The sequence below is a fragment of the uncultured Lutibacter sp. genome (genome assembly GCF_947493565.1).
Taxonomy (GTDB): Bacteria; Bacteroidota; Bacteroidia; order Flavobacteriales; family Flavobacteriaceae; genus Lutibacter; species Lutibacter aestuarii.
In genome coordinates, this window is record NZ_CANLRG010000008.1 from 35,613 (window position 1) to 48,012 (window position 12,400).

Annotated in this window: 11 protein-coding genes; 2 read left to right on the forward strand and 9 right to left on the reverse strand. The window is 28.5% G+C overall.

Going from position 1 to position 12,400, the window contains the following annotated elements; all coding sequences use genetic code 11:
• Window positions 1-2: 2 nt before the first annotated feature.
• Complete coding sequence (locus Q0714_RS11020) at window positions 3-1,769, reverse strand: ABC transporter ATP-binding protein (RefSeq protein WP_298264968.1); 1,767 nt, start codon at window positions 1,767-1,769, stop codon at window positions 3-5.
• On the reverse strand, window positions 1,762-2,553 hold the full coding sequence (truA, locus tag Q0714_RS11025) for a tRNA pseudouridine(38-40) synthase TruA (protein ID WP_298264970.1): 792 nt from the start codon (window positions 2,551-2,553) through the stop codon (window positions 1,762-1,764). The genes Q0714_RS11020 and truA overlap by 8 nt, the downstream gene beginning before the upstream one ends.
• A 27-nt stretch (window positions 2,554-2,580) precedes the next feature.
• On the opposite strand from truA, the gene Q0714_RS11030 reads away from it, so the two are divergent.
• The gene (locus Q0714_RS11030) at window positions 2,581-3,075 is read left to right on the forward strand and encodes a metallophosphoesterase family protein (protein WP_298264972.1); all 495 of its coding nucleotides are present in this window, start codon (window positions 2,581-2,583) and stop codon (window positions 3,073-3,075) included.
• Here the strand turns inward: Q0714_RS11030 and Q0714_RS11035 are convergent.
• From Q0714_RS11035 to Q0714_RS11045, 3 genes are all read right to left on the reverse strand, one after another.
• Entirely contained in the window at window positions 3,072-4,784 is a 1,713-nt protein-coding gene (locus Q0714_RS11035) for a tetratricopeptide repeat-containing sensor histidine kinase (RefSeq protein ID WP_298264974.1), read from the reverse strand. The genes Q0714_RS11030 and Q0714_RS11035 overlap by 4 nt on opposite strands.
• Window positions 4,785-4,808: 24 nt before the next feature.
• Window positions 4,809-5,483 carry a response regulator transcription factor gene (locus tag Q0714_RS11040; protein ID WP_298264977.1) on the reverse strand — a complete coding sequence of 225 codons (675 nt, stop codon included), beginning with the start codon at window positions 5,481-5,483 and terminating at the stop codon, window positions 4,809-4,811.
• Between the two features lie 138 nt (window positions 5,484-5,621).
• On the reverse strand, window positions 5,622-6,056 hold the full coding sequence (locus Q0714_RS11045) for a DUF4293 domain-containing protein (protein ID WP_298264980.1): 435 nt from the start codon (window positions 6,054-6,056) through the stop codon (window positions 5,622-5,624).
• 215 nt (window positions 6,057-6,271) lie between these two features.
• Here Q0714_RS11045 and rho point away from each other — a divergent pair, with 215 nt between their 5' ends.
• On the forward strand, window positions 6,272-8,002 hold the full coding sequence (rho, locus tag Q0714_RS11050) for a transcription termination factor Rho (protein ID WP_298264982.1): 1,731 nt from the start codon (window positions 6,272-6,274) through the stop codon (window positions 8,000-8,002).
• 66 nt (window positions 8,003-8,068) lie between these two features.
• On the opposite strand, the gene Q0714_RS11055 is transcribed toward rho, so the two are convergent.
• From Q0714_RS11055 to lptC, 4 genes are all read right to left on the reverse strand, one after another.
• Window positions 8,069-10,231, reverse strand: a complete 2,163-nt coding sequence (locus Q0714_RS11055; protein ID WP_298264985.1) for a peptidylprolyl isomerase — start codon at window positions 10,229-10,231, stop codon at window positions 8,069-8,071.
• A 115-nt stretch (window positions 10,232-10,346) separates the two neighbouring features.
• Window positions 10,347-11,612, reverse strand: a complete 1,266-nt coding sequence (locus tag Q0714_RS11060; protein WP_298264987.1) for a hemolysin family protein — start codon at window positions 11,610-11,612, stop codon at window positions 10,347-10,349.
• Window positions 11,613-11,807 carry a hypothetical protein gene (locus tag Q0714_RS11065; RefSeq protein WP_298264989.1) on the reverse strand — a complete coding sequence of 65 codons (195 nt, stop codon included), beginning with the start codon at window positions 11,805-11,807 and terminating at the stop codon, window positions 11,613-11,615.
• 2 nt (window positions 11,808-11,809) lie between these two features.
• Window positions 11,810-12,370 (reverse strand): LPS export ABC transporter periplasmic protein LptC, encoded by a 561-nt coding sequence (lptC, locus tag Q0714_RS11070; protein WP_298264991.1) that lies wholly within the window; start codon window positions 12,368-12,370, stop codon window positions 11,810-11,812.
• Window positions 12,371-12,400 lie beyond the last annotated feature (30 nt).

A 12,400-nucleotide genomic window follows, 5' to 3' on the forward strand; every position in this document is an offset into this window, starting at 1 on the left:
AATTAAACAGCCGCCTCATTAACAAATTGCATATCGTATAAATTTTTGTAATAACCGTCTTTTTGAAGTAGTTCTAAATGCGAACCTTGTTCAACAATTTTACCTTTATCCATTACAATTATTCTATCCGCCTTTTTAACCGTTGTTAATCTATGCGCAATTATAATAGATGTTTGATGTTGAGTTATTTTATCTGTAGCTTCTTGAATTAATTGTTCAGAATACGAATCTATACTAGAAGTTGCTTCATCTAAAATTAACACACTTGGTTTACTTACATAAGCTCTTAAAAAAGCTATTAACTGTCTTTGTCCTGAAGACAACATTACTCCACGCTCTTTCACATTATAATTGTAATTATTTGGCAAACTCATAATAAACTCGTGAATACCAATTTCTTTAGCCGCTTTTTTCACTTCATCTAAAGTAATATTTTCATTACTCAAAACAATGTTATTGTAAATGGTATCTGAAAATAAAAAAACATCTTGTAATACTACAGCAATTTGATTTCTTAAAGAAGTGAGTGTGTATTGTTCTATATTATGATTATCTATACATATTTCGCCATCATTTATTTCGTAAAAGCGATTTACTAAATTGATGATGGTTGATTTTCCAGCTCCAGTTGCTCCAACTATAGCAATGGTTTCTCCTGCCTTTACATTGAACGAAATTCCTTTTAAAACTTCTTCATCTTTAATATAACTGAACCGAACATTTTTAAACGAAATATTCCCTTTAAAATGAGTTGCTTCAACATTTCCTGTCTTAGTAATTTGACTTTGTGTATCTAAAATTTCAAAAACTCGATCTCCAGCAACCATTCCCATTTGCAAAGTATTAAATTTATCTGCAATTTGACGCAACGGTCTAAATAACATCTGAGACATCATAATAAATGCAATAATTTGACCTGCGTTTGTTACTCCTGAATCGACAATATCTAAACCTCCATACCAAACCAATAACCCTACTGCTATTGATGATAAAATTTCAGCTATAGGAAAAAATATGGAATAATACCAAACCGTTTTAATGTGAGCTTTTTTATGTTTTTCATTAATTTTCACAAAGTTTTCATATTCAATTTTTTCTCGATTAAAAAGCTGAACAATGTTCATCCCAGTAACTCGTTCTTGCACAAAACCGTTTAAATTTGCTACCTGAATTCTAACTTCCTGAAATGCTGATTTAATGGCTATTTGAAACAATTTTGTAGCATAAATTAATATTGGCAATACAATAAAAGCAATTAATGCCAATTTCCAATTCATCCATAACATAACAATGGCTACTACCAACATTTTTAAAAGATCACTAATAATCATAAACAATCCTTGTCCAAAAAATTGTGCTATTGTTTCTGTGTCTGAAACCAAACGAGTAACTAATTTTCCTACAGAAGATTGATCAAAATATGCCATTTTAAATTGAAGCATATGCTTTTGTAGTTTTACCCTTATATCTTTAATAATATTTTGACCTAACCAATTTACCTTATAAATAAAAAGGAATTGTAAAAAAACTTCTGCTATTAAAAATACAACCATTAGTAATGAAAAATACAGAATACCTTCTTTATCTTTAGTTTCAAAATAGGTGTTTACAATTTCTTGTAATAAAATAGGCTTTGCTACTGAAACCAACGATAATAATATTGCTGAAAGCGTTCCAATAACAAATTGCAATCGATATTTTTTTGCAAAGCCCATTAAACGCTTAAATATTTTTGCGTCAAAAGCTTTTCCTGTTAATTTTTTACTCATGTATAAAAATTCTATTTGGGTAGGTTACTTCTGTTAAAAACAAACCTTGTGGAGGCGCAGATGGTCCTGCGTTACTCCTATTTTTACTTTCAATTATTTTTTTAAACTCTTCAAGTGATGTTTTATTTGTACCAACATCTAATAAAGTTCCTACAACTGCTCTTACCATATTACGTAAAAAACGATCTGCTGTAATATAAAAAATTAGGTGCTGTTTATTTTGAACCCACAATGCTTTTTTAAGGTCACAATCATAAGTTTTTACATCGGTGTTAGAACGAGAAAAACACTTAAAGTTTGTGTAAGTTAGTAAAATTTTAGCAGCCTCATTCATTTTAACAACATTTAACTTTTTATTAATTAACTGCCATGTTGTTTCAACTAAAAAAGGGTTTCTTCCTAAAAAAATTCTGTATTGATAGCTTCTTTGTATGGCATCAAAACGCGCATGAGCATCCTCTATTACTTTCATAATATTCAGTATCACTATGTCATTTGGTAATAATGCATTTGTTTTATAAACTACTTCATCTATATTAAATATACTGTCAATATCAAAATGTGCAAATAACTGTTCTGCATGTACACCTGCATCAGTTCTGCCAGCTCCAACAATATTAATCGGTTTCCTTAAAATTGTTGTTAAAGCTTTATTAATTAATTCTTGCACTGAAATAGCATTTGGTTGTAACTGCCAACCATGATACTTAGTTCCTTTATAGGCTATTTCTAAAAAATATCTCAATTGAAATGTTATTTTTGTATGCTTGCAAATATAAGGCATATTTACCAGTTAAGAATTTTATAAAGAATGAAAAAAATACTACTACTTTCTGATACACATAGTTATATTGATGATCAAATTTTAAAATTCGTAAAACAAGCTGATGAAGTTTGGCATGCAGGAGATATTGGATCTATAGAAGTTATAGACACCTTACAAAAATTAAAACCTGTTAGAGCTGTTTATGGGAATATTGATGATAAATTAATTAGAAATGAATATCCTTTAGATGCAAAATTTACTATTGAAAATGTAACTGTTTGGATGACTCACATTGGCGGGTATCCAACTAATTACGATGTTAGAATTAGACCGTTAATTAAAAGTGAGCCTCCTCAATTATTTATAAGTGGTCATTCCCATATTTTAAAAGTAATTTTTGACAAAAAATTAAATGTATTGCATATGAATCCAGGAGCTGCTGGCAAATATGGCTTTCATAAAATAAGAACTATGTTAAGGTTTGAAATTAACCAGGATAAAATAAGCAATTTAGAAGTTATTGAGTTAGAAAAACGTTAGTAAACTATTGGCGTTGAAATATAGATTCTTGTCCCTTCAGTTGAAGATTTTATTTTTATAATACCTTCTAATACATTGATTCGAGCTTTAACTTGGCTCAACCCTACTCCATCATTTATTTCATTTAAATCAAAGCCTTTTCCGTTATCAAAAATAACGAGCTGTAATTGACCTTCTAATTGTTCTAATTTAATAGTTGCATTATTTGCATTACTATGCTTTAAAATATTATTAACTAATTCACTAATAATATTAAATATTTTAAGTTCAAAATTTTGATCAAAACGTGTGATATTTTTAGTGTCACAAGAAAATTCGATCGTTGAATTTGATGATTTTTCGCATAAATCTTGTACCGCTATACTTAATCCAAATTTTAGAAGAAGTGAAGGAACCAACCTATGAGATAAATCTCTAATACTTTCCGATGCTTCGTTTAATATTTTTTGAGATTTATTTATTTCAACTGGTACTTGGTCTTTCAATTGCTTTTTACTTGCAAATAAATGTAAATTAGCTGCGGAGAGCAATGCACTTACATTATCATGTAAAACAGAAGCAATCACCTTTCTTTCCTCTAACCTACCGTCTAAAGTTGCTGCTAAAATTTTTGTTTGAGAATCACTTTTTAGCTTTTCAATTTTACTTTGATGCATTAACCTTTTTTGGTCAATTTTTAAAGTGTAATTTTTTTTATTCAATTTATACATTTTATAAAGTACAAATAGTAATATTAATAAAATACATATTGAAAAACCTAACCCATATGATAAATATTCAGCTTCTAACCTTTTAGACTTTTCAATTTCTGCTTCTTTCTCTTTTGAAGCTACTTTGAATTTTGATTCAATTTCAGCTATTTCCTTATACTTTAACTCTTGTTTTATTGAGTCATCTAAAGAAATATATTTATCTTGATATTCGAATGCTTTTTGAAATTGTTTTAAACCACTATATGCATAAGCACTATTGATGTATGAAGACCTTCTAATTTGCTTTTGTAAATCTTCTTGTCCAAACCCCACTAATTTAAATGTTTGCTGAAATACATTTAAAGCTTCTTTATAATTCCCTTGCATAAAATATATAGAACCAAGGTTGTTTAATATTCCTGCTTCAATTTCAATATTTCCAAGAATTTTTTGATAATTAGCTGCTATTTTGGAATGCTCAATAGCCTTTCCATAATCTTCTTTTAAATAGTAAATTCCTGCAAGATTGGCATTAATTTTAGCTTTTAAATCTTCATTATTATTAAAAAAATTACTGTAAAAAAGGGCATTCTTATAGTTTACCATTGCACTATCTATTTCGCCCTCTTTTTGATAATTACCTCCTTTTTTAAAATATAAAATTTGCAAATAATTATTATTTTCTTTAATTAAGGGAAGCAACTTATAAAATTGTTTATTTGAGCTTTTATAATCTCCATTGTCTCTATAAACATCTGCTAACAACAAGCTCCCTTCAATTATCAAATTGGTATCTTTTAATTTTTCAGCTTCTGCAATTAATTGGTATAACTTTTGAATAGCTTCTTCAGTCTTATTAGTTTCCAATAAATCTTTTACTTGTTTCAATCTTTCATCATCTGAAAAATTAAAATCATATTCAATAAAATTAGCTTTTGGAAAAGTAAATGCAGTTAAACCATGATAACTACAGCTTATGATAATGAAGAAAAAAATTATTTTTTTATACCTGTTCATCGTAATTCATTATTCAAAAAGTAATTAAACTATATTGTTTTTTACAGCATATAAAGCTAATCCAACAACATTTTTTACATGCAATTTACTAATTAAATTTTTACGGTGAGTTTCAACAGTATTAACACTTATATGTAATTTTTTACCAATTTCTTTAGAACTAAATTGCTGGGTAATAAGCCTTAAAACTTCTATTTCTCTAGGGGTTAAAGAGCTAAAAAATGAGCCATCTTGTGAGGGTGTTTCATTCTTAACCAAACTTGTTGTAAAAGTAGCCAATAATTTTTCTTGAATACTTTCACTAAAATACTGTTGATTATTATAAACCTTATTTATAGCATCAACAATATTTTCAGCAGCACATTTTTTAGCTAAAAACCCATTTGCACCAATTTTCAACACTTCTTTAATAAGTTTTGTATCATCATAACTTGATAAAACAATCACTTTTTGTTGAAATTTATGCTTTAAAAAATTTTGCAATACAGCAATTCCATCTATTTGTGGCATATTAATATCTAAAATTAATATATCGGCTTCATTAGAAGCAAACCAGCTTAATACATCGTTGCCATTTAGGGAGTAACCAACAACTTCAATATTTTCTTCTGAAGATAAAACTGCAATTATACCATCAATTAATAATTGATGATCATCTGCAATATGAACTTTAATCTTTTCCTGTATTTTCCTCATCATCAAAGTTATTTATTATTTTTTATTTATAATTACCCAAAAATAGCCATTTTCTAATATCCCTGAAAACCGTTAGAAATAAAAAACCATTTCAATTCATTGAAATGGTTTTTATGCACTAAATATACTAAGATGTTAGGTTTAACGTAATCTATCTACAGATTTTACAAGTTCCTCATCCTTTTTAATTGCTTTATTAGCTAAAACTACTAAAACAATTGTAACGATAGGAATGAGTGACCCAATACCTTTCTCAGAAACGTTAATTTCTCCAGATAAATTTTGCGTAAAATATACGATAACTCCTAATAAAATAAAATTGATTAAAATTGATAAACGTCCTAAAACAAATTGTAATTGTCTATTTTTATATTGAAAAATAGCAACCAAAGTTAGTATCGCTGAAATAAAAAATAATGCTGACAGCCCTTTTAATAAAAGATTGTCAGAATTAAAAGAATCCATTACAAAAAACTTAATTTCTTCTTCCTGCACCCATAAATTTAGGAGAAAAATTACTCCTCCTGAAAAAGCTGTAGCAAGTAATAAATAAACAGTTTGTATTCTTTGAATCATATTTATAATAATTGAACGCAAAAATACGTTTTATTTTTAAAGTTATAAAGATTATATTACAAAATAAATTTATATATTTGCAATAGTCTACTACATAATAGTATACGAAAGCTACAACTAAGACAATTAATCACCACTTTGATTATTTCACAAAAAATTCTTAACAAATAAGAACAAAATATTTATACATTAACAAATTTTACAAATAGACATAGATGTTTGAAATTTCCCAACTAAAGGAGAAAACTCTTGTAGAATTACAAGAGATAGCAAAAACTATTGGAGCAAAAAAGTATAGTCAATTAAAAAAATTAGATTTAGTTTATCTAATTTTAGATATCCAAGCTTCAACTCCATCAAAAGTTATTAAAACAAATTCTTCTGAGAGCGATAAGCCTAAAAGAAAAAGAATCGTAAAAAAAGTGAATTCTGATAAACAATCTAAAAATCCTAATCAATCAACGGATAAAAAAAAGATTGTAGAAAAACCAAAAGTTTCAGAGAGCTCTGAAACTAAAAAAGAATCAACTCCTATTGCTCAAAAAGCTGACAATGTTGTTCCTAAACAAAAGCATAATAAAGAAGGTGAAAACCCTTCTAAAAAAAATAACGCTAAAAAAGAGATTAACAAACCAGCCAACACTACCGAAACAAAAAAAGTAGTTGATAAAGATGATAAAAATGAGGTAAAAGATAAATTACCAAACGACAATAAACTTCATCATCAACAAAAACAACAAAACAGATCTAAACAACCAAACAACAATAAGCAACCAAGAGAAAAAGGACAACGTAAACAAGGAAATAGATACAGAGATCCTGATTATGAATTTGATGGTATTATTGAAAGTGAAGGTGTTTTAGAAATGATGCCTGATGGTTACGGATTTTTACGCTCATCGGATTATAATTATTTATCATCTCCTGACGACATTTATTTATCTCAATCACAAATTAAATTATTCGGTTTAAAAACTGGAGATACTGTTAAAGGTGTAGTAAGACCTCCTAAAGAAGGTGAAAAATATTTCCCATTAATTCGTGTTTCAAAAATTAACGGATTAAGTCCTAATGTAGTTAGAGACCGTGTTTCTTTTGAACACTTAACACCTTTATTTCCTCAAGAAAAATTTAATTTAGCTGGTAGAAGTAGCACTTTATCTACAAGAATTATAGATTTATTTTCCCCAATTGGAAAAGGTCAAAGAGGTATGATTGTATCTCAACCTAAAACTGGTAAAACAATGTTATTAAAAGACATTGCAAATTCCATTGCGTCTAATCACCCTGAAGTTTATCAAATTATTCTTTTAATTGATGAAAGACCTGAGGAAGTTACTGATATGCAAAGAAATGTTAAAGGCGAAGTAGTTGCTTCAACGTTTGATGAACCTGCAGATAAACATGTTAGAGTTGCCAATATTGTACTAGAAAAAGCTAAACGTTTAGTTGAATGTGGACATGATGTTGTTATATTGTTAGATTCTATTACGCGTTTAGCAAGGGCTTATAATACAGTTGCTCCAGCATCTGGTAAAATTTTATCTGGTGGTATTGATGCCAATGCATTACACAAACCAAAAAGATTTTTTGGAGCCGCTCGTAATATTGAAAATGGAGGATCCCTTTCAATTATTGCAACAGCCTTAACTGAAACTGGTTCAAAAATGGATGAAGTTATTTTTGAAGAGTTTAAAGGAACTGGTAATATGGAACTTCAATTAGAAAGAAACATTGCTAATAGAAGAATTTATCCAGCAATAGATTTAGTTAAATCAAGTACACGTAGAGATGATTTACTATTAGATCCTAAAACCGTACAACGTATGTGGGTACTTAGAAAATATTTAGCAGACATGAACCCTGTTGAAGCAATGGAGTTTATTAAAGATAAAATCCAATTTACCACATCAAATGAAGAATTTTTGATTTCTATGAATGGATAATCATTAAACCTATAAATAAAAAAAGCGAGCTTAATAGCTCGCTTTTTTTATTTATTTTATTGTTCTTTAAAAGAATTTACTTCTATTATCATTTATATCAGCTGTTTCTTCTAAAACTTTATATAGCTGATAAGCTCTTCCTTGTAATTGAGTAACCTTTCTTTTTCTGAAAGATTCATAATTTTCAAGCTCAGCTGGTAATTCTCTTTTGGTTACTTTAACAACAAACACGCCTTTGTCTCCTTCAATTGCATCAGAAACTTGATCAATCGGCAATGTAGACATTGCTCCAACAACAGCTGGTTCGTTACCAACTCCAGAAATTAATGGACTCGCTAAAGTTACTAATGATACTGAACGTACAGATGTATTTGCTGAAGAAGCTATTTCTTCTAAAGTACTTCCTTTAAATGTTTTTTCTATTAAAGCTCTCTTTTTCTTATTAATCAACTCTGGTCTAATTTGTGTAATTAAATCTGAGCTAATCACTAAACCATCTTTGTCTGTTTTACCTTTCAAAACAGCAACTGCATAAGCTCTTTTTCCTAACACATCAATATCAAAACGTTTAGAATCTCCTAATTCTCTCTCTTCGTTAAAAGCCCATGTTACCATTTGACGTTGTGTATTAAGTCCTGGAATAGCTTCATCTAAAGCTTTTAAATTAACAGCTGATTGAACATTTAAATCATCTTCTTTAGCTAATTCATCAATATTTCCACCTTCAGACAATCTTGCTGCCAATGTTTCAGCTTGTTCAAAAATATTATTTTCTGTTTCTTCTGAAGCTTCAATTAAACGAGCAAAAGTAGCTAGTTTTACAGCTTTTTCAGCTTCAGTTTGGTCATCAATTCTAATTACATGGTAACCAAAAGCAGTTTCTACAACAGCAACACTTCCTTTTTTGTTTTTATAAATATAATCTGCAAAATCACGATCAAATCCTTGTGAAAAAGCTTGATCTTTTCTTATCCAACCAATATCACCACCTTTTCCTTTTGTACCATCGGTATTTATTTCATCTGCAACTTCATTAAATTTAGCTTTGTTATTTCTAACTAAAGTAAAAATACTGTCAGCTGATTTTTTAGCTGCTTCTTTTGTTTTTAAAGAAATTGATCTTGTTGCTCCAACATAGGGAACTAAAATATGACTTGATTTTACAGAGTCTGGTAATTCTAAGGTTTCAACAACTTTAGAAATTTTATAATAACCATTATTTTTATAAGGACCAACAACATCTCCTACAGTTGCATTAAAAACTTCATCGGCTATTTCTGCTGGTAATTGATTTTTGTATTTATAACCATTATCTAATGATAGATCCGATTTATTATCATTTAAAAAAGCTTCATAGTCTGTGGCATTTTTTAAACCTACTATTTTTACAGTAGTTTTTGCAGCGTTACTATATTCTTCTCTATCATTAATAAAATTTTCTACAGTTGCCTTTACGTCTGCATCATCAGCTTCAGAAGGAACGATATCAAATTTTACATATTGTAATGTACGTGTAGCTTCTGGTTTAAATCTTTTAGTATTATCCTCAAGGTACTTCTTAATTTCTTCTCTAGACACAACACTTAAACTATCAGCAATTGTAGTATATGGTACATACACTAATTGAGCGTCCATTTTGGTATTTTGATATAAATAATCTCTTTTCCCTTCTTCTAAGGATGCCCCTAAACCAGCAGATACCAAATTAGTATAAGCCTGACGTTCAAGGTTTTGCTTAATACTTCTTTCAGTAGCTAACCAGTTCATCCAAGCTTGAGTATTACCAGCCTCAGCATCATCTTTCATGTTTGCTATGTACTCTTTTAGCTTTTCTTCATCAAAAAGATTCGCTTCATTTTTAAATAATGGAGAGTTTTGAATTTCAGGCAAAGAAGTCATAGCATCCCAAATATCTTTTTCACCCACTACAATACCTGCCTCTTCTAATTGCGTTTCAAATATTTTTTCGCTAATCATTGTGTTCCAAACTGCATTTACAGCTTGCATTTGAGTCGCTCTACCTCCACTTTGTGTTCTATAAGCTTCTACTTGACGAGCAAATTCTTCTCTATCAATTTCTTGACCATTTACTTCACCAATTGAATTTATTTTACTTGAACTAAAAAATTGTTGAATTGAGCTTGGATCAAGTACAAATGCAAAAAGTGCTAAACCTACAATTAGGATTAAGAACATTGAACGATCTCTAATTTTTGATAAAATTGCCATTATTATATTTCTTTTAATTACAGTGTGCGAAAATACGATTTAGTATTTAATTATGAAAGTGAAATGATTAGAATTAATGCTAAATAACTGTTTATTTTTATGCTTTTATTAACAATTAATCTGCTTGATCTAAAACCTTTAAATAAACCTCCATAATTTTTGAAGAGTCAACTTTTAACATTTTAAAATGAAGGTTGTTTATTTCAATAATTTCATCTTGTTTAGGAATGTCTTCATTATGATATACGATAAATCCTCCTAAAGTTTCATAGGCTTCATTTTCTTCAAGGTTTAGGTTGTAGGTTTCGTTTAAATAATCTACTTCTAACCTTGCAGAGAATTCGTATTCACGAGAATTTAAAATACTTTCTAACAATTCAACAGTATCGTGTTCATCAATAATTTCTCCAAACAATTCTTCTACAATATCTTCAACTGTTATGATTCCTGATGTTCCTCCAAATTCATCTAAAACTACTGAAATACTTCGTTTCTTTTTTATCAAACTATTTAGCACATTGTTAATTAACATACTTTCAGGAACAAACTCTACTGGTAAAAGTATTGATTTAATGGTTTTGGGTTTTTTAAACAGCTCAAATGCATGTACGTATCCTAAAACATCATCTAAAGAACCTTTATAAACTAATATTTTTGAATATCCTGTTTCTATAAATAACTTTCTTAAATTGGATAAACTTTCATTGATATTTACAGCTACAATTTCTGTTCTAGGAATCATGATTTCACGAGCCTTTAAATTGTCAAATTCAAGTGCATTTTGAAAAATTTGAATTTCAGAATCTACCTCTTCTGTATCTTTTGCATTTTCTAACTGCTTTGTGATATAATCTCCTAATTCTTCTTTACTAAATTCAGTTTGCTGAATATCTTTTGAGGTATTAAAAAACATTTTTAATACAAAATCTGAAATAAGTGTAATAAAATCTGAAATAAAATGAAATAGTATATAAAAAACATAAGCCAACGGCGCAAAAAACCACAAGGTTTCATTGGCATAAATTCTAAAAATTGCTTTTGGTAAAAACTCAGCAGTTACTAAAATTATTAAGGTAGAAATTACTGTTTGAATGAGTAATATAGCAAATTCATTTAAAGTATTTAAAGGTAATAAACTTACAATAAGTTTTCCCATAAAAAAACTATAAATTACCAATGCTATATTATTACCAACCAACATAGTTGTAATAAACTTGGATGATTTTGAGGTTAGTTTAGTTAATATTTTAGCGATGTAACCTTCCCTCTTTTTTTGCAGTTCAACTTGAAATTTATTAGCCGATACATATGCAATTTCCATTCCTGAAAAAAAAGCAGATAACAGTATTGAAATAAATATGATGGCTAATTCAAGTTCCATTTATTTTGAATTCCTTTTTTCAATTCTCTTTCTAAATCTTTTTCTAAAAAAATACATAAAAACTGCCAAAACAGCGAACACTAATAATAAATAAGCTCTTTCTCTATTGGTATTCCAATTTAAAACTGTTTCTACAATAAAAATTATAGCGACAATTAAATAACCGTATTCAAATATTTTCCAAATTTTTTGCATCTCTATTCTTTAATATTAATGATTCCTGTTTGATTTTTCACCCACCAAGTTTTTAAATCTTCCGTAGCTTCAAAACCAGTTCCATATATAGTATCGGTTTGGGTGTAAAATGTAAATTTCTTTTCTGTAAAAAAATAATGAGTTTTTTGATCCCAATAAATTTGCTCAGTTTCTAATTTATTTTTTTGAGCGTAGTTATAAATTACTACATTTTTTCTAATTTCTGCAACTTCTGTTTTTTTAAAGCTTTTTGCATAACCGCCCTCAATGGTGATAGAATCTCCATTTACTTCAATGGTTGTAATTTTTATTCCTTCAGGAAATTCAGAATACGGATGTTCTTCTCTGTTATCAAAATCGAGCATTAACGGAGCTTTCATTTTAATATTTATTCGTCCAGAATCAGTATGTTTATGGTTAATCTTTTCAGCTCTTCCTAAAGGTAAATTTTTATCTGCTAAAAAATCACGAACTTCTTTTACATCATTAGTGCAAGAAAAAAACATTGCTGTTGAAAAAACAACAGCAATGTTTAAAATTATATGAATAACTGATTTTGTCATATAACAAATATACCAATTATAATATTTTAA

Bases quoted from the DNA above. Each gene is read 5' to 3' on its own strand.
- Q0714_RS11020 (WP_298264968.1), bottom strand. From the start codon at position 1,769: ATGAGTAAAAAATTAACAGGAAAAGCTTTTGACGCAAAAATATTTAAG.
- truA (WP_298264970.1), bottom strand. From the start codon at position 2,553: ATGCCTTATATTTGCAAGCATACAAAAATAACATTTCAATTGAGATAT.
- Q0714_RS11030 (WP_298264972.1), top strand. From the start codon at position 2,581: ATGAAAAAAATACTACTACTTTCTGATACACATAGTTATATTGATGAT.
- Q0714_RS11035 (WP_298264974.1), bottom strand. From the start codon at position 4,784: ATGAACAGGTATAAAAAAATAATTTTTTTCTTCATTATCATAAGCTGT.
- Q0714_RS11040 (WP_298264977.1), bottom strand. From the start codon at position 5,483: ATGATGAGGAAAATACAGGAAAAGATTAAAGTTCATATTGCAGATGAT.
- Q0714_RS11045 (WP_298264980.1), bottom strand. From the start codon at position 6,056: ATGATTCAAAGAATACAAACTGTTTATTTATTACTTGCTACAGCTTTT.
- rho (WP_298264982.1), top strand. From the start codon at position 6,272: ATGTTTGAAATTTCCCAACTAAAGGAGAAAACTCTTGTAGAATTACAA.
- Q0714_RS11055 (WP_298264985.1), bottom strand. From the start codon at position 10,231: ATGGCAATTTTATCAAAAATTAGAGATCGTTCAATGTTCTTAATCCTA.
- Q0714_RS11060 (WP_298264987.1), bottom strand. From the start codon at position 11,612: ATGGAACTTGAATTAGCCATCATATTTATTTCAATACTGTTATCTGCT.
- Q0714_RS11065 (WP_298264989.1), bottom strand. From the start codon at position 11,807: ATGCAAAAAATTTGGAAAATATTTGAATACGGTTATTTAATTGTCGCT.
- lptC (WP_298264991.1), bottom strand. From the start codon at position 12,370: ATGACAAAATCAGTTATTCATATAATTTTAAACATTGCTGTTGTTTTT.